At 40.4% G+C, this 24,302-nt stretch carries 17 protein-coding genes; 15 read left to right on the top strand and 2 right to left on the bottom strand.

Features of this window, described 5'->3' with window-relative positions:
- Positions 1 to 26 precede the first annotated feature (26 nt).
- Positions 27 to 2,660, top strand: coding sequence for a DNA polymerase I (polA, locus tag K1I61_RS07255; protein WP_223334411.1), 2,634 nt, complete (start codon positions 27 to 29; stop codon positions 2,658 to 2,660).
- A 104-nt stretch (positions 2,661 to 2,764) separates the two neighbouring features.
- Here the strand turns inward: polA and K1I61_RS07260 are convergent, their stop codons facing one another.
- On the bottom strand, positions 2,765 to 4,213 hold the full coding sequence (locus K1I61_RS07260) for an APC family permease (protein WP_223334414.1): 1,449 nt from the start codon (positions 4,211 to 4,213) through the stop codon (positions 2,765 to 2,767).
- Between the two features lie 429 nt (positions 4,214 to 4,642).
- Positions 4,643 to 6,727 (bottom strand): GH92 family glycosyl hydrolase, encoded by a 2,085-nt coding sequence (locus K1I61_RS07265; RefSeq protein WP_223334416.1) that lies wholly within the window; start codon positions 6,725 to 6,727, stop codon positions 4,643 to 4,645.
- A 172-nt stretch (positions 6,728 to 6,899) separates the two neighbouring features.
- On the opposite strand from K1I61_RS07265, the gene K1I61_RS07270 reads away from it, so the two are divergent.
- From K1I61_RS07270 to K1I61_RS07340, 14 genes are all read left to right on the top strand, one after another.
- Positions 6,900 to 8,180 carry a glycoside hydrolase family 125 protein gene (locus tag K1I61_RS07270; protein WP_223334417.1) on the top strand — a complete coding sequence of 427 codons (1,281 nt, stop codon included), beginning with the start codon at positions 6,900 to 6,902 and terminating at the stop codon, positions 8,178 to 8,180.
- 186 nt (positions 8,181 to 8,366) lie between these two features.
- Entirely contained in the window at positions 8,367 to 11,012 is a 2,646-nt protein-coding gene (locus K1I61_RS07275; protein WP_223334419.1) for an alpha-mannosidase, read from the top strand.
- A gap of 84 nt (positions 11,013 to 11,096) precedes the next feature.
- Complete coding sequence (locus tag K1I61_RS07280) at positions 11,097 to 11,966, top strand: ROK family protein (RefSeq protein WP_223334421.1); 870 nt, start codon at positions 11,097 to 11,099, stop codon at positions 11,964 to 11,966.
- The gene (locus tag K1I61_RS07285; protein WP_223334423.1) at positions 11,960 to 13,840 is read left to right on the top strand and encodes a beta-N-acetylhexosaminidase; all 1,881 of its coding nucleotides are present in this window, start codon (positions 11,960 to 11,962) and stop codon (positions 13,838 to 13,840) included. The genes K1I61_RS07280 and K1I61_RS07285 overlap by 7 nt, the downstream gene beginning before the upstream one ends.
- A 218-nt stretch (positions 13,841 to 14,058) precedes the next feature.
- Positions 14,059 to 15,174 (top strand): DUF4767 domain-containing protein, encoded by a 1,116-nt coding sequence (locus K1I61_RS07290; RefSeq protein ID WP_223334425.1) that lies wholly within the window; start codon positions 14,059 to 14,061, stop codon positions 15,172 to 15,174.
- A gap of 212 nt (positions 15,175 to 15,386) precedes the next feature.
- Positions 15,387 to 16,316, top strand: coding sequence for an ABC transporter permease (locus tag K1I61_RS07295; protein WP_223334427.1), 930 nt, complete (start codon positions 15,387 to 15,389; stop codon positions 16,314 to 16,316).
- A gap of 13 nt (positions 16,317 to 16,329) precedes the next feature.
- Positions 16,330 to 17,250 carry a carbohydrate ABC transporter permease gene (locus K1I61_RS07300; protein ID WP_223334429.1) on the top strand — a complete coding sequence of 307 codons (921 nt, stop codon included), beginning with the start codon at positions 16,330 to 16,332 and terminating at the stop codon, positions 17,248 to 17,250.
- A 107-nt stretch (positions 17,251 to 17,357) separates the two neighbouring features.
- On the top strand, positions 17,358 to 18,842 hold the full coding sequence (locus K1I61_RS07305) for an ABC transporter substrate-binding protein (RefSeq protein ID WP_223334430.1): 1,485 nt from the start codon (positions 17,358 to 17,360) through the stop codon (positions 18,840 to 18,842).
- A gap of 443 nt (positions 18,843 to 19,285) precedes the next feature.
- Positions 19,286 to 20,272, top strand: a complete 987-nt coding sequence (gene trhO / locus K1I61_RS07315; protein ID WP_223334432.1) for an oxygen-dependent tRNA uridine(34) hydroxylase TrhO — start codon at positions 19,286 to 19,288, stop codon at positions 20,270 to 20,272.
- Positions 20,273 to 20,395: 123 nt separating this feature from the next.
- Positions 20,396 to 21,259, top strand: a complete 864-nt coding sequence (locus K1I61_RS07320; RefSeq protein WP_223334434.1) for a DUF4299 family protein — start codon at positions 20,396 to 20,398, stop codon at positions 21,257 to 21,259.
- A 184-nt stretch (positions 21,260 to 21,443) separates the two neighbouring features.
- A complete protein-coding gene (locus K1I61_RS07325) occupies positions 21,444 to 22,367 on the top strand; it encodes a helix-turn-helix domain-containing protein (protein WP_223334436.1) in 924 nt (307 codons plus the stop codon).
- 93 nt (positions 22,368 to 22,460) lie between these two features.
- On the top strand, positions 22,461 to 22,682 hold the full coding sequence (locus K1I61_RS07330) for a hypothetical protein (RefSeq protein ID WP_038804710.1): 222 nt from the start codon (positions 22,461 to 22,463) through the stop codon (positions 22,680 to 22,682).
- A 30-nt stretch (positions 22,683 to 22,712) separates the two neighbouring features.
- Entirely contained in the window at positions 22,713 to 23,576 is an 864-nt protein-coding gene (locus K1I61_RS07335) for an ATP-binding cassette domain-containing protein (RefSeq protein WP_223334438.1), read from the top strand.
- Between the two features lie 23 nt (positions 23,577 to 23,599).
- On the top strand, positions 23,600 to 24,292 hold the full coding sequence (locus tag K1I61_RS07340; RefSeq protein ID WP_223334440.1) for an ABC transporter permease: 693 nt from the start codon (positions 23,600 to 23,602) through the stop codon (positions 24,290 to 24,292).
- Positions 24,293 to 24,302: the final 10 nt, after the last annotated feature.

Genomic DNA, 24,302 nt, shown 5'->3' on the forward strand with positions numbered 1-24,302 from the left:
TCCCTGCTTTCCTTTATAATGGGTGTATGGACAAGAAAAAATTATTATTGATTGATGGATCTTCAGTTGCTTTTCGAGCATTTTTTGCACTTTACCAGCAACTGGATCGTTTTAAAAATGACAATGGACTACATACCAATGCAATCTACGGATTTCATCTGATGCTAAATCACCTACTGGAACGTGTCCAGCCAAGCCACATTTTGGTTGCTTTTGATGCGGGGAAAACGACTTTCCGTACAGAGATGTATGCAGACTACAAGGGTGGTCGCGCTAAAACTCCAGATGAGTTTCGTGAGCAATTCCCCTTCATTCGTGAGATGCTAGACCATCTTGGGATTCGCCACTATGAATTAGCCCAGTATGAGGCAGATGATATCATTGGAACTCTTGGTCGCTTGGCTGAAAAGGATTCTTTTGATGTGACGATCGTTAGTGGAGACAAGGACTTGATTCAGCTGACGGATGAACATACAGTAGTTGAGATTTCTAAGAAAGGTGTGGCTGAGTTTGAGGCCTTTACACCAGAATATCTCATGGAAAAGATGGGAATCACACCAGCTCAGTTTATTGATCTTAAGGCACTCATGGGGGATAAGTCAGATAATATCCCTGGTGTAACCAAGATTGGTGAAAAGACTGGGATCAAGCTCTTGTTAGAACACGGATCGCTGGAAGGTATTTATGAAAATATTGACAGCATGAAGGCTTCCAAGATGAAGGAAAATCTTGTCAATGACAAGGAACAAGCCTTTCTGTCTAAAACACTAGCGACCATTGATACGAAAGCGCCAATTGAAATCAGTCTAGATGATTTGGTTTATAGCGGTCCAGATATTGAAAACCTTGGGAAATTCTACGATGAGATGGGCTTTAAACAGCTCAAACAAGCCTTGAATGCTTCTCAGGCGAATCAATCTGAGGCTTTGAATTTCACCATGGTGGACAAAGTGACTGAAGATATGCTGAGTGCCGACTCTATCTTTCACTTTGAACTTTTTGGTGAAAACTACCATACAGATGATTTGGTTGGTTTTGCTTGGTCTTGTGGAGACAAGCTCTATGCTACAGATAAGCTGGAACTTCTGCAGGATCCGATTCTTAAGGATTTTCTAGAAAAAACATCTCTGAAAGTATATGACTTTAAGAAAGCTAAAGTTCTCTTAAATCGTTTTGGCTTGGACTTGCAGGCTCCTGCTTTTGACAGTCGCTTGGCCAAATACCTTCTCTCTACAGTAGAGAATAATGAAATTTCAACCATTGCTAGTCTCTACGGCCAAACTTATTTGGTTGATGATGAGACCTTCTACGGTAAGGGGGTCAAGAAAGCTATCCCTGAGAGAGAAACCTTCTTGGAGCACTTAGCTCGCAAGGTTGCTGTGCTGGTTGAGATTGAGCCTGTATTGCTTGAAAAGTTAAGTGAAAACGGACAATTAGAACTCCTCTATGATATGGAGCAACCTCTGGCCCTTGTTCTTGCTAAGATGGAAATCGCTGGAATCAAGGTTAAAAAAGAAACCCTACTTGAGATGCAGGCTGAAAATGAAGTTGTCGTTGAAAAGCTGACTCAAGAGATTTATGAATTGGCTGGTGAGGAGTTTAACATCAACTCGCCTAAGCAGTTGGGCGAACTACTTTTTGAAAAGCTAGGTCTCCCTATAGAATATACCAAGAAAACCAAGACAGGTTACTCAACAGCAGTGGATGTGTTAGAGCGCTTAGCTCCTATTGCCCCAATCGTCAAGAAAATTTTAGATTATCGTCAGATTGCTAAAATTCAATCGACTTATGTGATTGGTTTACAGGACTGGATTTTAGTGGATGGCAAGATTCACACGCGCTATGTGCAGGATTTGACTCAGACAGGGCGTCTGTCTAGTGTGGATCCAAACTTGCAAAATATTCCTGTTCGTTTGGAACAAGGCCGCCTCATTCGTAAGGCTTTCGTGCCAGAGTGGGAGGATAGTGTCCTTCTTAGCTCTGACTACTCACAGATTGAATTGCGAGTTTTGGCGCATATCTCTAAAGATGAGCACTTAATCAAGGCTTTCCAAGAGGGAGCTGATATCCATACCTCGACAGCCATGCGTGTCTTTGGAATTGAGCGTCCCGAGGATGTGACTCCAAACGACCGTCGTAATGCCAAGGCTGTCAACTTTGGAGTGGTTTACGGAATTTCAGACTTCGGTTTATCCAATAACCTAGGTATCAGCCGTAAAGAGGCTAAAGCATACATCGACACTTACTTTGAACGCTTCCCAGGTATTAAAAATTACATGGATGAAGTCGTTCGTGAGGCGCGTGATAAGGGTTATGTGGAGACTCTCTTCAAACGTCGTCGTGAGTTGCCAGATATCAATTCGCGTAACTTTAACGTTCGTGGTTTTGCAGAGCGTACAGCTATCAACTCACCTATTCAAGGATCGGCTGCAGATATTCTCAAAATCGCCATGATTCAGCTAGATAAGGCCTTGGTTGCAGGTGGTTATCAAACTAAGATGCTGTTACAAGTACACGATGAAATTGTTCTTGAAGTGCCTAAGTCAGAATTGGTAGCTATTAAAAAACTCGTCAAACAAACCATGGAAGAAGCCATTCAACTCAGTGTACCACTGATTGCTGATGAAAATGAAGGCGTGACTTGGTATGAGGCCAAATAAAAAATAGACTATTAGACAAAAAGAATCCCCTTGAACATTATGGTTCAAAGGGATTTTTCTTTCAGGAAAAGACAAAAGTGAAACTATCTAGCTAATAGTAGGATTTATTTGATTTGTTTCTTTTGTTCTTTTTTTGCAAGGATTGGTAGAATAACACCTAAACCAATCAGAATAATTGGGGTCAAGATGTTTGTAAGAAGAGAGAATTGCCAAGCAGTTGGATTCTCAGCATAGCTAATTTTTGGAACCATACCTAGGATACAAGCAAAGGCAGTGAAGAGGAAGCACCAAGTACCGATCACGAAGCCAAGCTTAGGATTGTTAACAAACTTGTATTCCGCATTTTTGTATGTTTTCCAAGCACGGTTGAGCATCATATAGGCAAGGAATACCCAGAGATAGCGCATTGGCATTACGATAGAATTGAGGTTGGTCATCCATTTTACAAGTCCGTCAATTTCTTGGATACCAAAAATTGGAAGGATGATGATAAGGCTAACGAGGACGCCTGTAAGGAGGTAGCCGTTAATGAGGACACCTTTTTCAGTACGTTTACGAAGCCAGCTTGGGATGTAGTTTTCGTCAGCGTTATTGAGTAGGATTTGTAATGGTGCGTCAATAGAGAAGGCAAGTGCCGCGATTTGTCCGACCATATTTGTAAGAGCGTAAATCACAACGAAAAGATTTCCAACTCCCCAAGAATTTCCTAACATTTGGAAGGCTTGATAAGCACCATTACGCATGAGGTCTTCAGGGATGTTATTACCATCAAATAGCATTCCCATGGCAACTGAACCAAGGATAGCAGAGAGTCCTACCATGATGGCCATGACAATCATACCTTTTGGAAATTCTTTTGCAGGATTACGAGTTTGATTCACATAAGGGGAAATTTTTTCACAACCACCAACTGCAAATACCAGTAATGAGATCGTTGTGAAATAAGAAAAATCAAAGTTTGGAATGTAGGTGCTCAGTTGATCCATGTGCGGTGTCGCAAACTGGATGTCTGGCTTAATGAAAGGCAGACCGACAGCCAAAAGCACAAAGAGTAAAGACATAATCAACATGGCACTTCCTGCCAAGCTACCGATGACTTTCAGTGTTGTCAATCCTTTTGTAGAAAGGTAGAGGAAAAGTCCAAAGATTAGCAAGCAGAGAATAACAATCCAGTGGAAGTCAATCTGTTTTAGAAATTGTCCATTACCCTGCAAAGCCCATCCAAGCGGAATCAGGATTCCTTGAGGTTTTTGTGCGAGGTAAGGAATGTGAACAACCCAGTAGGTCCAAGCAGCGAAGTAGGCTAGACGTTTGGTTGATGTTTTTTCAACCCATTCACTAACACCGCTTCCGCTTTCCTTAAAGGTAGAGCCTAGTTGTCCGACGATGAGTGAATATGGGATAAAGTAGAGTGCGAGGATTAAAACCCAAGATACGACTACTGAAATACCCTGTTGAGAATAGTTGTTGACGACGTTTCCTAGCCCCCAAACCATGTTGAAAGCAATCAGAGAAACCATCAGCCAATTAAGTTGGTGTTGATCTTTTTTCATAATGTCTCCTTTTCTGATAATTTTAGTATATCATGTTTTTTTGAAAGCGCCTAACAAAATTTGAAATTTACTATAAAAAAAGTAGAGGACAGCTAACAAATAGGGAGTAGGGCTTGTTGGTTTAGAAAAGGGTTATCCACAACTTGTGGATAACTCAAGGTATCAACAACAACTGTCTCTTTATAATTTTAATAGGAAAAAGAGAGACTAAATTTATAGAATAGGAAATAAATCAATCGTCTATAAACCTTGTTAGGACAAGGTTTATAGACTTTCTTCTCTTGTATATCCTATGAACTTAGGTTGGAAATATATTTTGGAAAAACTTGAAAATCTTTTCCAAAAAAAGGTTGAAGGTTATTCACAGTTTGTGGATAAATTTATATGGATAAGAAGACCCCTTTGTGCATGACAAAGGGATTTGATCTATTAATGCTTTGGCAACCAGCTGAGGGTAAAGTCAAGTGTCTTAGCATTGAGCAATTCCTGATGGTTGATGCTTTGTTTCTCTTTTCCGTCCAGTTGACAGTCTTGGACAAAGTGGAAGTGTTCATAATTTTGTTGAGTACGAATATCCAACCACTGATTTTTTTCTGCCAGATAGACACGAAGGTGATTAAAGAGCGGAATTCCAAGGTCATAGCTTGCTTTCCCTGGGCAGGTTGGGTAAAGTCCGAGAGCAGACCAGACATACCAAGCCGATAGACTACCATTATCCTCATCGCCTGGATAAGCATCCCAGCTAGCTCGGAAGGCTTTTTGACGGAGGGTCTTGATTAAGAGACTAGTATATTGGGGATAATTACTGTAGCGGAACAGATAGGGGATGTGGAAACTTGGTTGGTTGGAAATGGCTAGTTGACCAAATGGTGCTGTTGCCATCTCGCTCATCTCATGTATTTCATAACCATAGCCTGTCGTTTCAAAGAGTGGGAGACTTTGACAAGCTTTCAAAAGATAGTTGCTAAAGGCTTCTTTTCCACCCATTAGTTGGCTAAGTCCAGAAATATCGTGTAAGACACCGAGACTGGCTTGAATAGCTGAACACTCAGCGTAGTCACGACCCCAACTATAGGGAGAAAAGTCAGGACGGAAGTTGCCATCTACATCACGCGCCCTCATATAGCCTGTCTCAGGATCAAAGAGGTTTTGATAGTTTTTAGAATATTGAGCATAGGTTTGAGCTAGCTCTTCTTGACCTAATTTTTCTGCACAAGTAGAGATACAAAAATCGCTATAGGCATAATCTAGCGTATGACTGACACTTTCGTGGAGGTCTGTGGATAAATAGCCCAGTTTTTGGTATTGGCTTAGGCCGTGTCGCCCGTTGATAGCTTTTAGATCTGCCTTAGTAGCAGTTTCAATCATGGCTTTGAGAAATTCTTCTTCAAACTCAGGTGCCATATCCCTGCAGGCACTATCTGCAAGGAGGCCATCAATCAAAGTTCCAGGCATCATTCCTCTTTCGTCAGGAGCCAGCCACTTAGGGAGATACCCGGTATCTCTATAGCTATTGAGGAAACCTTCAAGAAACTGACGATAGTGCTCTGGAATAATCAAGGCAAAGAGTGGGAATGAAGTGCGGAAGGTATCCCAAAAACCATTGTTGGTAAAGAATAGCCCTGGTTTGATAGTCCCTGAAGCAAGGTCTATATGAATAGTCTCGCCTTGCTCATTTACCTCATAGAAGGTTTGTGGAAAAAGAAAGAGTCTGTATAGACAATGATCAAAAAATGTTCGGTCTACAGGGCCGGTTTCCACGACATCAAAACGGCCTAGAAGGTCTTCCCAACTTGCTTTAGCCTCTGATTTCGTTTCTTCAAAGTCTTTTCTAGGCAGATTAAAGAGGGCCTGTTCTTTAGAAATAAAAGAAGTAGCTAGTTGAACTAGAGCTTCTGCTCCAGCCAAGTCGATACGCCAGTCTTGCCCCACTTGATAGATAGATAGAATATCCGTAGAGAATGCGAGAGCAGTAAACATGACGAGGGGACTTTTGTTGGTTTCGGTTAATCCGCTTTGACCAAGGCTGACAGTACGCTCATCTACTTGCTCTAATGATAAATCATCTGCTGCATGCAGATAGAGTGAGAGTTTCTTGCCTTGTATCTGTCTTAGTTGAATAGAAGCCCCATAGCAAGTGGGTGTGAGTTGGGTTTCAATCTGATAACGCTCAGAAAAAATTCTGAGATAATGGGGATTGAAAATAGCACGATCAAGGTTATAAGAAGACTGACGATGGAAGAGGGTGTCGCCACTGATTTCTCCTGTAATAGGAGTCAGTAGCAACCAAGAATAATCGCCAATCCAAGGACTAGGCTGGTGGGTTAGTCGAATACCCTGAAATATGGGAAGATGGGGATCAAAAAACCAAGACCCTTCCTGGTCACTCGTTTGTGGAACAAAGTAACTCATCCCAAAAGGCACTCCAGTGTATGGTAGGGTGTTTCCTCGTGAAAATGCATGTTTACTGGCTGTCCCAAAACGCGTATCTATGGTTTCAAGTATAGGTTTCATAGCGATTTCCTTCTGTAGTTTTCTACATTATATCAGAAAAAGGATACTTTTAGAAAATGACTTCAAAATATAACAATTTTGTAGAATAATGACTAACATTTGTGTATATATTTTCTGGGCTAAAAGCTATATACTGAAAATGAAAATTTGTTTGAAAGAGGCAAAATAGTTTATGGTTTATTCTAAAGAAATTGTCAGAGAGTGGCTAGATGAGGTAGCGGAGAGAGCCAAGGGACATCCTGAATGGGTGGATGTTTTTGAGCGTTGCTATACAGACACTTTAGACAATACAGTTGAAATTTTAGAAGACGGCTCGACCTTTGTGCTGACTGGGGATATCCCAGCTATGTGGCTTCGGGACTCGACTGCTCAGCTTAGACCATACCTTCATGTGGCAAAAAGAGACCCTCGTTTGCGCCAGACTATTGCTGGTTTGGTTAAACGCCAGATGACTTTGATTCTCAAGGATCCCTATGCTAACTCTTTCAATATTGAGGAGAACTGGAAGGGTCATCACGAGACAGACCATACAGACCTCAATGGCTGGATTTGGGAACGCAAGTATGAAGTAGATTCGCTTTGCTATCCCTTGCAATTGGCTTACCTTCTTTGGAAGGAAACTGGTGAGACTAGCCAGTTTGATGAAACTTTTGTTACAGCGACCAAGGAGATTCTTAATCTTTGGACGGTGGAGCAAGATCACAATAACTCACCTTACCGTTTCGTCCGTGATACCGATCGTAAGGAAGACACTTTGGTTAATGATGGCTTTGGTCCTGACTTTGCCGTGACAGGAATGACCTGGTCAGCCTTTCGTCCAAGCGATGACTGCTGTCAGTATAGCTACTTGATTCCATCTAATATGTTTGCAGTGGTTGTCTTAGGTTATGTCCAGGAAATCTTTGCAGAATTGAATCTAGCTGATAGTGAAAGCATCATTGCTGATGCTAAACGCCTGCATACTGAGATTCAAGAAGGAATCGAAAATTACGCCTACACGACTAACAGCAAGGACGAGAAGATCTATGCCTTTGAAGTGGACGGTTTAGGAAATGCTAGCATCATGGATGACCCTAACGTACCAAGTTTGTTAGCTGCTCCATATCTTGGTTACTGTGATGTGAACGATGAGGTCTATCAAGCAACTCGTCGCACCATTCTCAGCCCTGAAAATCCATACTTCTACCAAGGAGAATACGCTAGCGGTCTCGGAAGCTCTCATACCTTCTATCGTTATATCTGGCCGATTGCCCTATCAATTCAAGGCTTAACAGCTACAGATAAAGCTGAGAAAAAATACTTGCTAGACCAACTAGTTGCCTGCGATGGCGGAACAGGTGTTATGCACGAAAGCTTCCACGTAGATGATCCGACTCTCTACTCTCGTGAATGGTTCTCATGGGCCAACATGATGTTCTGCGAATTGGTCTTGGATTACCTAGATATTCGCTAATACTCTTCGAAAATCAAATTCAAACCACGTCAGCTTCACCTTGCCGTACTCAAGTACAGCCTGCGGCTAGCTTCCTAGTTTGCTCTTTGATTTTCATTGAGTATAAGGAGCACGTTTTCGCTCAACTGATTCTAGGAAAGAATCACAAATATATTTTTAAATTTAAGTTAGAATGAGGTTTTACTCATGGAAAATGTTGTTGTACATATCATCTCTCACAGTCACTGGGATCGTGAGTGGTATCTACCTTTTGAAAGTCACCGTATGCAATTGGTGGAACTTTTTGACAATCTGTTTGATCTTTTTGAAAATGATCCCGAGTTCAAGAGCTTCCACTTGGATGGACAAACCATTGTCCTTGACGACTATTTAGAAATTCGCCCTGAAAACCGTGACAAGGTGCAGCGTTATATCGACGAAGGCAAACTCAAGATTGGTCCCTTCTATATCTTGCAGGATGATTACTTAATTTCCAGTGAAGCTAACGTCCGCAATACCTTGATTGGACAAGCGGAATGTGCTAAATGGGGCAAATCTACTCAAATTGGTTACTTCCCAGACACCTTTGGAAATATGGGGCAGGCTCCTCAAATCCTTCAAAAATCAGGTATTCACGTCGCAGCCTTTGGTCGCGGTGTCAAGCCAATCGGATTTGATAACCAAGTCCTTGAAGATGAACAGTTTACCTCTCAATTTTCTGAGATGTACTGGCAAGGGGCTGATGGTAGCCGTGTACTAGGCATTCTTTTTGCTAACTGGTACAGTAACGGGAATGAAATTCCAGTGGATAAAGACGAAGCCTTGGTTTTCTGGAAGAAAAAATTAGCAGATGTCCGTGACTATGCATCGACCAACCAATGGTTGATGATGAACGGCTGTGACCACCAGCCTGTACAGAGAAATATTAGCGAAGCCATTCGTGTGGCCAACGAACTCTTCCCTGACGTGACCTTTATTCATAGCTCATTTGACGAATATGTTCAAGCACTGGAAAGTGCCCTTCCTGAACAATTAACAACGGTCACAGGTGAGTTGACTAGCCAGGAAACGGATGGCTGGTACACCCTTGCCAATACCTCTTCTTCACGTGTTTACCTCAAACAAGCCTTCCAAGAAAATAGCAATTTGTTGGAGCAAGTAGTAGAACCATTAACCATTATCACTGGTGGACACAACCACAAGGATCAATTGACCTATGCTTGGAAAGTACTTCTGCAAAATGCACCGCACGATAGTATCTGTGGCTGTAGTATTGACGAAGTTCACCGTGAAATGGAAACTCGTTTTGCAAAGGTTAATCAAGTCGGGAATTTTGTTAAGACTAATCTTCTTAACGAATGGAAGGGTAAATTAGCTACTCAAAATGCGCAAAGCGACCACCTCTTTACCGTTGTCAACACAGCTTTACATGACAAGGTTGATACAGTCAGTGTTGTAGTGGATGTTGTGACTTGTGATTTTAAAGAATTGCATCCGACTGAAGGTTACAAGAAAATGGCAGCCGTGACCTTGCCAGATTACCATGTTGAAGATTTGGATGGCCATGTCCTTGAAGCCAAGATTGAAGACTTGGGAGCAAGTTTTGGCTATACTTTGCCTAAGGATAAATTCCGCCAACCATATATTGCACGCCAAGTGCGCGTGACAATCCCAGTCCACCTTGCTCCTCTTTCTTGGGCAAGTTTCCAATTGGTTGAAGGTCAAGTAGATTACCGAGATGGTATTTATCAAAATGGAGTCATTGATACACCATTCGTAACTGTCAGTGTAGATGAAGGAATCACAGTCTATGACAAGACTACAAACGAAGCTTACGAAGATTTCATCCAATTCGAGGACCGTGGAGATATTGGTAACGAGTACATTTACTTCCAACCAAAAGGAACTGATCCAATCTATGCTCAATTGAAGGGATACGATGTCCTAGAAAACAATGCTCGCTATGCTAAGGTATTGCTCAAACATGACTTGACTATTCCAGTTAGCGCAGATGAAAAATTGGATGCGGAGCAAAGAGGCATTATTGAGTTTATGAAACGAGACGCAGGTCGTTCAGAAGAGTTGACAACTATTCCTCTTGAAACTGAGATGACCGTCTTTGTGGACAATCCACAGATTCGCTTCAAGACTCGCTTTACCAACACAGCCAAGGATCACCGCATCCGTCTCTTGGTGAAAACTCATAACACTCGTCCAAGCAATGCTTCTGAAAGCATCTATGAAGTTGTGACAAGACCAAATAAACCAGCAGCTTCTTGGGAAAATCCTGAAAATCCACAACACCAACAAGCTTTTGTCAGCTTGTATGATGATGTTAAAGGAGTGACAGTATCCAATAAAGGATTGCACGAGTATGAAATTCTTGGAGATGACACCATGGCTGTAACCCTTCTTCGTGCTTCAGGCGAACTCGGTGACTGGGGTTACTTCCCAACGCCGGAAGCTCAGTGCTTGCGTGATATCGAAGTTGAATTTGCAGTAGAATGCCACCAAGCAGGGGAACGCTTCTCAGCTTTCCGTCGTGCCAAAGCCTTCCAGGTGCCATTTACAGCTCTTCAAGTTGCAAAACAAGAGGGTAGCGTTGCAGCAACGGGTAGCCTCTTTAACCATCCGGCACTGAACTTGCCACAAGTCTGCCCAACAGCCTTTAAGGTGGCTGAGAATGAAGAAGGTTATGTCCTTCGTTACTACAACATGAGTCAAGAAAATATCCGTGTGTCTGAAAAACAACAAACTATTCTTGACTTGTTGGAACGCCCATACCCAGTCCATTCAGGACTATTGGCACCACAGGAAATTCGTACAGAACTCATTCAAAAAGAAGAAATTTAATTTCAAAAAGTAAACATAAAAAGAAAGGAGGAGCGAAAAAGTAAGAACCAACTGCTGATTCGCTCCTTTTTGCAGGTGAAAGCAATGACCATTGCAACAATTGATATCGGAGGGACTGGCATTAAGTTTGCTAGTCTAACTCCTGATGGAAAGATTTTAGATAAGACCAGCACCCCAACTCCAGAAACTCTAGAAGATTTATTGGCTTGGTTGGACCAACGCTTGTCAGAACAGGACTATCGTGGGATTGCTATGAGTGTTCCAGGAGCGGTCAATCAAGAAACAGGTGTGATCGAGGGGATTAGTGCCATTCCTTATATCCATGGTTTTTCATGGTATGAGACCCTTGCTCATCACCAACTCCCTGTCCATCTAGAAAATGATGCCAACTGTGTTGGACTTAGTGAACTGCTGGCTCATCCTGAGATTGAAAATGCAGCCTGTGTCGTTATTGGTACAGGGATCGGTGGAGCTATGATTATCAATGGCAAAATTCACCGTGGTCGCCATGGCTTGGGTGGAGAGTTTGGTTACATGACAATTATCGAACCAGCAGAAAAACTCAATAACTGGTCACAACTAGCTTCTACAGGAAACATGGTTCGTTATGTGATTGAAAAATCAGGTCAGTCAGACTGGGATGGCCGTAAGGTTTATCAAGAGGCTGCAGCAGGCAATGCCCTTTGCCAAGAAGCCATTGAGCGTATGAATCGTAATCTAGCTCAAGGACTACTCAATATTCAGTACCTGATCGACCCAGATGTCATTAGCCTAGGTGGCTCTATCAGTCAGAACCCAGATTTTATCAAAGGGGTGCAAAAAGCGGTAGACGTCTTTGTGAAAAAATATGAAGAGTATACAATTGCGCCAGTGATCCAAGCATGCACTTATCAGGCAGATGCCAATCTCTACGGTGCCCTTGTCAACTGGTTACAGGAGGAAAACCAATGGTAAATTTTACCGGAATTAGCAGTAAACAACAGCAAGCTATAGACTTACTTCAAAAGCACATTTCTCTACCAGATGTAGAAGTGGCAGTCGCTCAGTCTGACCAAGCTTCTATCTCTATCAAGGGTGAGGGCGGAGAATATCAATTGACTTATCGCAAACCTCACCAACTCTATCGCGCCTTGTCTGTTCTCGCAACAGCTTTAGTAGAAGGTGATAAGGTGGAGATTGAGGAACAAGCGGCTTATGAAGATTTAGCCTACATGGCGGATTGTTCCCGTAATGCGGTTCTAAATGTTGCATCTGCCAAGCAGATGATTGAAGTCTTAGCTCTGATGGGTTATTCAACCTTTGAGCTCTACATGGAAGATACCTATCAGATTGAAGGGCAACCTTATTTTGGTTATTTCCGCGGGGCTTATTCAGCTGAGGAATTACAGGAAATCGAAGCCTATGCCCAGCAGTTTGATATGACTTTTGTTCCTTGTATCCAGACCTTGGCCCACTTATCAGCCTTTGTCAAATGGGGCGTCAAAGAAGTGCAAGAACTCCGCGATGTAGAGGATATTCTCCTCATCGGTGAAGAAAAAGTCTACGATCTGATTGACGGTATGTTTGCTACTTTGTCTAAACTACAAACTCGCAAGGTCAATATCGGGATGGACGAAGCTCACTTGGTTGGTTTGGGACGTTACCTTATCCTAAACGGTGTGGTTGATCGTAGCCTCCTCATGTGCCAACACTTGGAGCGTGTGTTGGATATTGCAGACAAGTATGGTTTCCACTGCCAGATGTGGAGCGATATGTTCTTCAAGCTCATGTCAGCAGATGGCCAGTACGACCGTGAGGTGGAAATTCCAGAAGAAACTCGTGTTTACCTTGACCGTCTCAAAGACCGTGTGACCTTGGTTTACTGGGATTATTACCAAGATAGCGAGGAAAAATACAACCGTAACTTTAATAATCACCACAAGATTAGCCAGGATATCGCCTTTGCAGGTGGTGCTTGGAAATGGATTGGTTTTACACCACACAACCAATTTAGCCGCTTAGTAGCTATTGAAGCCAATAAAGCTTGCCGTGCCAATCAGATTAAGGAAGTTATTGTGACTGGCTGGGCAGATAATGGTGGAGAAACAGCCCAGTTCTCTATTCTGCCTAGCTTGCAAATCTGGGCGGAACTCAGCTATCGTAATGATTTAGAGCGTCTATCTGCCCATTTCAAGACCAATACAGGTCTATCCGTTGAGGACTTCAAGCAACTTGATCTTGCCAACCTCTTGCCAGATCTACCAGACAATCTCAGTGGGATTAATCCCAACCGCTATGTCTTTTATCAGGATGTTCTCTGTCCAATCCTTGATAAGCACATGACTCCTGAACAGGACAAACCACACTTTGCCCAGGCAGCTGAGACTCTTGCTGCTATTAAAGAAAAAGCTGGTGCCTATGCTTATCTTTTCGAAACTCAGGCCCAGTTGAATGCTATTTTAAGTGGCAAGGTTGATGTAGGCCGACGCATTCGTCAAGCCTATCAAGCAGATGATAAAGAAAGCTTGCAACAAATTGCTAGGGAAGAATTACCAAAATTAAGAAGCCAGATTGAAACCTTCCACAAGCTCTTTAGCCAGCAATGGTTGAAAGAAAACAAGGTCTTTGGCTTGGATACAGTAGATATCCGTATGGGTGGGCTCTTGCAACGAATTAAGCGAGCAGAAAGCCGTATCGAGGCTTATTTGGCTGGTCAAATTGACCGCATCGAAGAATTAGAAGTCGAAATTCTTCCATTTACTGACTTCTACGCAGATAAGGACTTCGCAGCAACGACAGCCAACCAATGGCATACTATTGCGACAGCATCGACTATTTATACGACCTAGAAATTTATCACAGATAGCCAAACATCTCCTTTTAAATACATGGAGATGTTTTTTGATTTGGAGGTTGGGAAGGAGTATAATGAAGGTATAATACTCTTCTAAAATCAAATTCAAACCACGTCAGCTTCGCCTTGCCGTACTCAAGTACAGCCTGCGGCTCGCTTCCTAGTTTGCTCTTTGATTTTCATTGAGTATAAGGATAGTTTGGAGGTCTGACCATGAAAAAGCTACTACTAGTCCTAGGTGCGAGTATGCTAGTTTTATCTGCTTGCCACAAGGCGACAGAAGATAGCGTAACTAGTCAGTCAACATCAAGGGAGCAACAAACCAAGGAAGTAACCAACTATTTTCACTACCTAGCGGATTCCTATCAAAAGGCTCTTGCACACGGAAAAGAAGCCAAGGATACAAGTGTTCAATCCCCCATGTCTGCCACCGTTGTAGTTATGGAAGAACTCCAGTTATCTAATCCGACTGACCAAGCTTTGATTATGAAGAACTACTCGGATTTTCAGAAGCTAATCCAATACAATACCGAAAAGTGGCAGGAAGAGTTTGTAAGCTGGGCTTCTTCTATGGGACAGTCCTATCATAGACTGGAGCATAGAAACTTTGACGAAAAAAATGAACTCATCAAAAAAATAGAAACAACAACTGTTTCTAAGAAAAGAGTCCGATGGAATATTTTCGGGGTGTCCAGTGATAATGCATATGATTACTTGGTTTTGGATGCCTACTATGACTACCAAGCCAGACATTTCTACCTATTTACACTCAAGGATGGGCAAGCACAGGTCTTGTATGCCGATAAGACACTAGAAACTATCAGTGATGCGAATTTTGAAGAGACTGAAAACACAGATTTAGCGCAAGGTTTTAAGGAATATCTATTAAAAACAAGCGTAGCTACAGAGAATGAGCCAGATACAGACTATAGTGCTCTAACAGACAAGATAAAAACAGCCATGGAATCCTATTCAGATAGTAAAGGTGAAAGATTTAAGTCGACTAACCTAGCAACATATGGTCGTTATTATGGACTTGCAGTCCCAGATCAGATGATGCAATTTGGACAAGTGGATGGAGAGAACTATACTTTTAAATGGTTCGACCATATTGCTGGTGTTGGTGAAAAACGGTTTGAAATCTTAGCCTGCTATGTGAATGAAGCAGGGACAGAGGTGATTCTCTTTGGCTACAAGGATGGTCGCCCTACTATTTTACATACTGAGGGGCAACCGGAGATTGAGAAAAACGAAGCAGGTACCATTATAAATGCCCAGGTTCATTTTGTTGATTTTCACCAACCGATATTGGAAGGAGTTTTCAATTAGTAGAGATGGGGAACACCTCTTGCAGGCAGAGTGTTTCCCGTGAAACCTATTCTTATATAAAAAAGTTCTCCACATAAAATAATTTGTGGAGTTTTTTCTATAATTTGTAGTTTAAACTGTCCTAAAAATAAGAGTATACTATTTTTGTAAACGTTATCAAATGCAAAAATGTGAGATTATGAAGTTTTAAAAAAATAAAAAGGGAGGAAATTATGAATAAGTTTTCAAAAACTTTAAGAGATAATTGGATTTTTCTCTTAATGGTTCTACCAGGAACAATTTGGTTGATTTTATTCTTCTACATTCCAGTTTTTGGGAATGTGGTTGCCTTCAAAGACTACCATATGACTGGTGAAGGATTTGTCCACAGTATTATAAATAGTAAATGGGTCGGACTAGATAACTTTAAATTCTTGTTTAGTTCGAAAGATGCCTTTATCATCACTCGAAACACTGTACTTTACAACCTTGGATTTATCTTTATCGGTTTGATTGTATCAGTTGGTATTGCCATTATCCTTAGTGAACTTCGATCTAAGAGAATGGTTAAAATCTACCAAACCTCTATGTTGTTTCCTTACTTCCTATCTTGGGTTATCATCAGTTTCTTTACAGATGCTTTCCTAAACATCGATAAAGGGCTTATCAACCACACCTTAGAAGCCCTTGGAATGAAGGGTATTAACTTCTACGCTGATGTCAGTATCTGGCCTTACCTTCTCCTTTTCCTAGGTATCTGGAAAGGCTTTGGATATAGTAGTGTGATGTACTACGCAACTATCATGGGAATTGACCCAACTTACTACGAAGCAGCGACAGTGGACGGTGCTAGCAAATGGCAACGTATCCGTAACGTAACCATCCCTCAGTTGACACCACTTGTGACAGTATTGACCATCCTTGCAGTCGGAAACATCTTCCGTGCAGACTTCGGTCTCTTCTACCAAATCCCTCACAACGCTGGTCAGCTCTATAGTGTAACAAACGTATTGGACGTCTATGTCTTTAACGGATTGACTCAGACAGCAGATATCGGTATGGCTTCAGCAGCCGGTCTCTATCAGTCAGTCGTCGGTTTGATTCTCGTTATCCTATCAAACTTACTTGCAAGACGTGTTGATCCTAACTCAGCACTATTCTAGAAAGGAGGAGCATATGGCAAAAAAAATTCAAAAAGAAAAAATTGATAATGTTGGCATACACTCCTTCAGCAAAAAGGCAGATATCTTCTTTAGTATCATATCTGGTTTGCTGGCCTTCTCTTGTATCTTGCCTTTCATCTTCGTAATCATTATTTCAGTTACAAATGAGAAGAGTATTGTTCAATATGGATATAGCTTTTTCCCATCACAGTTTGGATTAGATGGTTTTGAGTTTTTGGCTCAGTTTAAAGACAAAATTTTACAAGCGCTCTTTATCTCAGCCTTTGTGACAGTTGTCGGTACATTGACAAACGTATTCATCACAACAACATACGCTTATGCCATTTCACGTTCAACATTTAAGTATCGCAAATTCTTTACAATCTTTGCTCTTCTTAGTATGTTGTTCAATGCTGGTTTGGTACCAGGCTATATCGTGGTAACTCAGTTACTTCACTTGGGTGATACTATTTGGGCCTTGATTGTTCCGATGCTTCTATCACCATTCAACATCATGTTGATGCGGTCTTTCTTCAAGAAAACCATTCCAGAAGCAATCCTCGAATCAGCTCGTATCGATGGTGCTAGCGAGGCGCGGATCTTCTTCCAAATCTGTTTACCACTCTCTCTTCCAGGGATTGCAACTATCACACTTTTGACAGCACTTGGATTCTGGAACGACTGGTTCAATGCCCTTCTTTACATCAAGAGTGACAACTTGTATCCATTGCAATATTTGCTCATGCAAATTCAAAACAACATGGATTACATTGCTAAGTCAGTTGGGATGTCAGGACAACTTGCAGTTGCCCTACCAAAAGAAACAGGTCGTATGGCCATGGTCGTAGTTGCGACTGTTCCAATTGCGATTCTCTATCCATTCTTCCAACGCTACTTTGTAAAAGGTTTAACTATCGGTGGTGTTAAAGAATAAGAGACACTGAGAAACAAGCTTTCTCTACCCCTATCTAACTTTTCTTTGTTGAAAAGTAGATCACTAAAATTGTTTTAAATTTAAAAATAAAAAAAGGAGTTTTTATCATGAAAAACTGGAAAAAATATGCTTTTGCATCTGCTAGCCTTGTAGCTTTAGCTGCTAGCCTCGCTGCTTGTGGAAACCTTAAAGGTAACAACCAAAAAGCTGCTGACTCAGCTTCAGGTGACAAAACTGTTATCAAAATGTACCAAATCGGTGACAAACCAGATAACTTGGATGAGTTGCTAGAGAATGCAAACAAAATCATCGGAGAAAAAGTTGGTGCTAAATTAGATATCCAATACCTTGGATGGGGTGACTACGGTAAGAAAATGTCAGTTATCACTTCATCAGGTGAAAACTATGATATCGCATTTGCAGATAACTACGTTGTAAACGCTCAAAAAGGTGCTTATGCTGACTTGACAGAATTGTACAAGAAAGAAGGAGCTGACCTTTACAAAGCACTTGACCCAGCTTACATCAAAGGTAACACTGTAAATGGTAAAATCTATGCAGTTCCAGTTGCAGCCAACGTTGCATCTTCACAAAACTTTGCTTTCAACGGCCCACTTCTTGAAAAATATGGTATCGATATCTCAGGTGTAACTTCATACGAAACACTTGAACCAGTCTTGAAACAAATTAAAGAAAAAGCTCCAGATGTAATGCCATTCGCTGTTGGTAAAAACTTTATTCCATCAGAAAACTTTGACTACCCAGTTGCAAATGGTCTTCCATTCGTCATCGACCTTGAAGGCGACACTACTAAGATCGTAAACCGTTACGAAGTTCCTCGTTTCGTAGAACACTTGAAGACTATGCACAAATACTATGAAGCAGGATACATTCCAAAAGACGTAGCAACTAGTGATACTTCATATGACCTTACTCAAGATACTTGGCTTGTTCGTGAAGAAACAGTGGGACCAGCTGACTACGGTAGCAGCTTGCTTTCTCGTGTTGCTAACAGAGACATCCAAATCAAACCATTTACTAACTTCATCAAGAAAAACCAAACAACTCAAGTTGCAAACTTTGTAATCTCAAACAACTCTAAGAACAAAGAAAAAGCAATGGAAGTGTTGAACCTCTTGAACACTAACCCAGAACTCTTGAACGGACTTGTTTATGGACCAGAAGGCAAGAACTGGGAAAAAGTTCCAGGTAAAGAAAACCGTGTTAAAGTTCTTGATGGATACAAAGGAAACACTCACATGTCAGGATGGAACACTGGTAACAACTGGATCCTTTACATCAACGAAAACGTTACAGATGAACAAATTGCACAATCTAAGAAAGACTTGGAAACTGCAAAAGAATCTCCAGCGCTTGGATTCATCTTCAACACTGACAACGTGAAATCTGAAATCTCAGCTATCACTAACACTATGCAACAATTCGATACAGCTATCAACACTGGTACTGTAGACCCAGAAAAAGCTATTCCAGAATTGATGGAAAAACTTAAATCTGAAGGTGCTTACCAAAAAGTATTGGATGAAATGCAAAAACAATACGACGAATTCTTGAAAAGCAAAAAATCTTAAGATAGATTGATTTCGTGTATTCATTCCTAAAAGATGCGATCACTGCCTTGTCTGGAGTTTTCCAGACGGGGTGGTGATTCTTTTTTGAATATTTGCATATAATTATCTGCATTTCAAAACCAGGCATTTGCCTTACAAGTAGCGTTGGTAATAGGTATATGAAAAAATACCATCTACTCCTAGAAATCAGTGCAATTTTTTCTGGTTTCGAAATCTTATCAGTCTTGTCTTTATTGGCATCATGATTAGTAATTTATTCAAGACAGGCCATGGATATCTTTTTGTTAACTTTTCTTCATCGAATATTTAATTAAAACAAGATCTGAAAATGGGTCTTGTTTTTTATTTTTCGGTCAAATAAATTGCATTCGCTTTCTTGGGAGAGTATACTGGTATAGTTGAATGAAAAATTCTGATAATTTAATCTTAGAAAAGAGAAGCACATGTCAAAAGATATTCGAGTTTTACTTTACTATAAATATGTTCCCATCGAAAACGCGGAACAATTTGCTGCAGACCACTTGGCTTTCTGTAAGTCTATTGGACTCAAGGGCCGTATTCTAGTAGCTGACGAAGGGATCAACGGAACCGTTTCTGGTGACTACGAAACAACGCAAAAATACATGGACTACGTTCACAGCCTTCCAGGTATGGAAGACCTCTGGTTCAAGATTGACGAAGAAAGTGAGCAAGCCTTCAAGAAGATGTTTGTTCGCTACAAAAAGGAAATTGTTCACCTTGGTTTAGAGGATGATAACTTTGATAACGACATCAATCCTCTTGAAACAACAGGTGCTTACTTGTCACCAAAAGAATTTAAAGAAGCCCTCCTGGATGAAGATACAGTTGTCCTTGATACCCGTAATGACTATGAGTACGACCTTGGGCACTTCCGTGGGGCTATCCGTCCTGACATCCGTAACTTCCGTGAATTACCACAATGGGTTCGTGATAACAAGGAAAAATTCATGGATAAACGTGTCGTTGTTTACTGTACAGGTGGAGTCCGCTGTGAGAAATTCTCTGGCTGGATGGTCCGTGAAGGCTACAAAGATGTCGGTCAATTACACGGAGGAATCGCAACTTACGGGAAAGATCCAGAAGTTCAAGGGGAATTTTGGGATGGGAAAATGTATGTCTTTGACGAACGTATTGCAGTCGATGTCAACCATGTCAATCCAACTATCGTAGGGAAAGACTGGTTTGATGGAACGCCATGTGAACGTTATGTCAACTGTGGAAATCCATTCTGTAACCGCCGCATCTTGGCATCAGAAGACAACGAAGACAAATATCTTCGTGGTTGCTCACACGAGTGTCGTGTTCACCCACGTAATCGTTATGTTTTAGAACATGAATTGACACAAGATCAAGTCATCGAGCGTCTAGCAGCAATTGGTGAGAGCCTAGACCATTCTGAAGTTGTATAATAAATATTAACAGTCCTAAAGGGCTGTTTTTCTATGCTTTTGACTAAAAAATCTTAAATTTGTTTCTGCATCTTTCAGGAAAATGGTGTATACTATATGTAAACGATTTCAAAGGAGCCCATTATGGTGAAGACATTTTTTATTCCAAATAAACAAAGTATTTTAGGACAACAGGAGATTCTTACAGCTAAATCAATTTTAGGCTTAGTAGAAGGCCTAGAGTCGCATAGTTATGATGCTGTTTACCTCCGTCAACCTCTTAATCGCCTTGAGTATATCGAGTGTGGAATCGTAGGTAAGTCTCAATTTCTCTTTAAAGTTCGATATCTAGATGCTCAAAAAGGCTATCAAGTAATCATTCCTGACTTGATTACAAGAGCTGACTGGGAGATTGTAGAAGGGCTCTTGCGGGCTTTGTCTAGCAAGGTTGGTGAAGCAGTTGAGGGCTTGGCAGACTTTGATTTGGAAAACTATTTCCAAGAAACGGTTAAGAACTATCTGGCTGATAAAGCTGCTCGTTTAGGTTTCTGTCAGGGTATTCTATCAACTATTTACTTTGATAAGAAGGATTTGGAAAGTTTCCTAGAAGAAGATGGCTTGGCACGTTTTGAAGAGTTGGTCAAGAAAGTTCAAGGATCTGATGCCTATCCTTCCAGTGCTAAATTCTATCCAGATGGTGAAGGTAAGGTTCATGGGGTCTACCACCTAGCTCAGGGTGTAAAAACCATTTTGCCAAAAGAACCGGTGATTCCAGCTCCTTACGTTGAGCAATTGGTAGGCAAGGAACTTGTTTGGGAGATTGATTTGGTAAAAATCTCTGGAGATGGTTCAAAACCAGAAGACTATGAAGCAGTAGCTAGACTGGATTATCAAGCGTTTTTAGGAGCTTTGCCAAAAGAACTTTATCAGGACTTAGATGCTAACCAAGTAGAAGTAGGCCCTGTTTCAGGCGAGGATTTTGAAGCTTTAGCACATGCGAAAAAATAGGTAAAAGCCATAGTCTAAGTTTTCACAGAATATCTTAGAATGAGACCTCATTTTATTGATAGAGTAGCTTAGTGATATTTCGTAATACGAGATTTTAAACATTGCTTATCTTAACAAAAAACAGTATAATATAACAAGATATAGATGCTATTGTTTGTCAAAGGACTATCAGGAGATTGATCATATGGATATCAAGAAGGAAGTAGGTAAAAGAATCCGAATGTTACGTGAGATGAAACATCTCACTCGTGAAGCTATTTGTGATGATGAAAGCGAGATAACAGTACGTCAATTAGCACGGATTGAATCAGGTCAATCTTCTCCAAGTTTACCCAAGGTAGAGTATATAGCTTATAAACTAGGTTGTCCAATTTCACATATAGTAGACATGGATTATATAATCTTACCTTCAGATTACTTGATCTTAAAGGATAAACTCATTAAGTTTCAAACTTATGGAGATGATGACAGAATTCATATTAAAGAAGAGTTGTTTGACAGAGTTTACGAACACTATTATGACAGCTTACCTGAGGATGAGCAGATTGCAGTTAGTGCCCTACAAGCTAGTTTTGATGTTTTTGTAAGTGAAGATGCAGGGTTTGGCGATGCTTTGCTTGATGAGCATTTTGAGCAAGTAAGGATAAGGAAAAACTATTCGGTGAATGATTTGCTTCTCATAAAATTGTACTTTGTTTCATGTATAGCAAGACCGACTGAGTATAATCATGAACTATTTTGGGAACTTTCTAAAAAACTTCTGAGAGAAACGAATTCATCCGATTTAGAGACAGCTTATATGTTAAAGAAAACGGTGCTTGATTCTTTAGCTGTTCAATGGATGGAAAAGTCCTACTCTACTTTTGAGCCTTATGTTAAGGCAATGAATAGATTGATGATTTTATCCCAGGACTTTCAAAAGAAACCAATCGTAGATATGCTAGAAGCTATGTGTACCTTATTTCATAAACGGGATAAGGAAAAAGCTATCCAATTATATGACAGAGCCATTATCTGCGCTCAAGCATTTGGAGACCAAGTATTAGAAGCGCGCATCTCTGGAGAGAAAGAAAGAGATTTAAAAACTTTTGAGGAAATGAAGAGCTAACATGACATTTTTGTCATGTTTTTTTGTTTTTGAAAGCGGTAAACTAGAGATGTAATGAAGGGTTAATTGAGTTATTTAGAGTAGGAGGAAGAGATGGAGAATCTTAGTATCTCGCTAGAGACTTTTACACAGACTCGCCACAGTTTGGTGTTTCGAAATAACACGACTGAGCAAAAGTTGGTAGAGATAGCGATAAATAACGAAGTCTTTCGCCTAGCTATTTTAGATGCAGGCGAAGAGCGAGTTTTAATTCTGCCTGAAGAAGTTACAGATGTTAGGAATTTTGGGATTTCAGAGGTGGAGGATAATTCATGAAACCAAAAGATATAATAAAGGAGAGAAACTATGAATCGTGTGATTTTAAGTCTTAAAAATATCGCTAAAACATATGGGAAAGAACAGGTTCTTCATAATGTTTCCTTTGATATTGAGCAAGGAGAAATATGTGGTCTTATTGGTGAAAATGGTGCTGGCAAGACAACATTAATGAGAATTCTCCTAGGACTAATTCGAGCTGATAAGGGAGAAATCGAGAGTGTCTCTCAGCATAAGATTGGCAGTATTATCGAATCACCTGCCCTCTATCCAAACTTGACTGGACGTCAACACTTACAATATTACAAGACAAGATTTGGTTTAAAGACAGATATCGTAAAAATGTTGGAATTGGTTCACTTGCCTGAACCGTCATGGGATCGAAAAGTTAAAAACTATTCTCTTGGTATGAAGCAGAGGTTATCAATAGCGATTGCGCTTTTGGATAATCCAGAGCTCATTATCCTAGATGAACCCGTGAATGGTTTAGATCCTCAAGGGATTTCAGATTTAAGAAAAATGATTCTGAATTTAAGGGATCAGTTGGGAGTTACCTTTTTAATTTCAAGCCATATCTTATCAGAGTTGGAGTTTATAACAGATAAATATATCATCATGAAACAAGGAAAGATTCTAAATGTGATGAGTTCAAAAGAGCTAGCGAATGATTTATCTGAAAAAATTTTCCTAAAGACAAGTGATAATCAGATTCTAAAAATGTTTTTAGAAAAAGAGGGCGTTGCTCATTTTGAGCAGGATGACTATCTGGTTGTGCCAGAAAAGGAAAAATTAATGACTATTTTGCAATATAGTGTTGCTTCAAATCTAGTGATACAGGATATTTATGTTAAGAAGGAACGCTTTGAGGACTACTATTTGCGTAATATTATCTGATGATTTAAGAAAGGAGGAGAGTCATGAATTCTCTTAAGGCAGATATGTATAAATTTTACTGGGAAAAAAGAGGAGTGCTTCCTAGTTTGTTGATAGGGTTATTAGTTTTGTTATTCTACCTATTTTTTAAGTCATCAAATGAAAATGACCCAGTATTTCGAGTGTTGATTTCAAATGTGAGTGGTTTTATTCCTTTGCTTTTCATCTCAGCTAATTTATTTTTCTGGGGGGAAGATTATAGTTTCCGTACGATCAATATTCTGCTCACAAAAGAAAAACAACGTTGGAAGTTATTTTTATATAAAACTTTGGGAACCATTTGTTTATCTTTCCTGTATGTGACTATTTTTTATAGCTTAACAGCTCTCGTCTATTTGGAGGGAGACTTGGTGTTGATTGTTTCGACCTTTTTACATCAGCTACCTTACTATTTGGTTATTATCAGTATCTCCTTATTGATTTTTCAAATATTTGATAAGGTTTATGAATCATGTATGATTTACACACTCTACATTTTACTGTTTGATAACCTATTGGTTTATGTTCTCCCAAATTACGGTGAGAGTGTGAAGGACTATTTGTTCATGACTTTAAATTTGAAAGCATCAGCAGATATCAGTCATTTTACCCTTATAAACGTATGCTATCCTATAGTGGTAAGTCTAGCAGTAATTGTCCTTGCCTTGGCTGTATTTAGCAAAAAAGAATTTAAATAGGAGGACTAGT

This window comes from Streptococcus infantis, assembly GCF_019929665.1.
GTDB lineage: Bacteria > Bacillota > Bacilli > Lactobacillales > Streptococcaceae > Streptococcus > Streptococcus infantis_H.